Raw genomic sequence first — 693 nt, 5'->3', positions numbered from 1 at the left:
CCCTTACAGAGGAGCGACGATCCCGAGATAGGCGGGCTTGCTAAGCGGCGCAACTAAGCGCGTCGCGTCGACGCGCCTTAGGTTTTGTCTCGATGCATGTCGTTCTCCCAAAACCGCCATGCACTTTTGGGCGACATGCATTATTGCGCAAGCTTGGCCTGTCTGGCCGGAATGGTCATGGCCGCGACGCCAACGACGACGAAGCCCATGCCGAACCAGGCGCTCGGCCCGAGGCTTTCGCCCAGAAAGACGGCGCCGATGCCGACGCCGATCGGCACGCGCAGATAGGCCTGCGAAGTGGTGCCGACCGAGCCCAGCGTGTGGATGAGCCGGAAGAAGATCGAAAAGGCGAGCGCGGTGGAGAAGACCGAAAGCCCGAAGAGCGCCAGGATCGATTCCGTCGACGGCGTCAACGTCCAGGGCCGGTCGAAGACGAGGCTCAAGGGGATCAGGATCGCGGCGCCGCAGACCATCGAGCCGGCGGCCGGCACCATAGGATCCAGACCTCTGAAGTTTCGGCCAAAGATGGCGGCACCGGCATAGCAGACGGTGGCTGCGACGACCGCAAGCTGCGCCCAGAGCTGATGGCCGATGCCGCCAAGCGCCTCGGTGCCGACGATCAGGCAAATGCCGGCGATGCCGGCGCCGACGCCGACCAGCTTGCGCAATGTCACCGGCTCGTGGCGGGTGATC

General features: G+C 64.9%; 1 protein-coding gene. It reads right to left on the bottom strand.

Features of this window, described 5'->3' with window-relative positions; translation table 11 throughout:
• Positions 1–140: 140 nt before the first annotated feature.
• Positions 141–693: EamA family transporter (locus tag EOA60_RS35835; protein ID WP_164899919.1), on the bottom strand; the 553-nt coding region annotated here is incomplete at its 5' end.

The organism is Mesorhizobium sp. M1A.F.Ca.IN.020.06.1.1, assembly GCF_004023265.1.
Taxonomy (GTDB): Bacteria; Pseudomonadota; Alphaproteobacteria; order Rhizobiales; family Rhizobiaceae; genus Mesorhizobium.
This window is presented reverse-complemented; position numbering and strand designations above follow the sequence as displayed.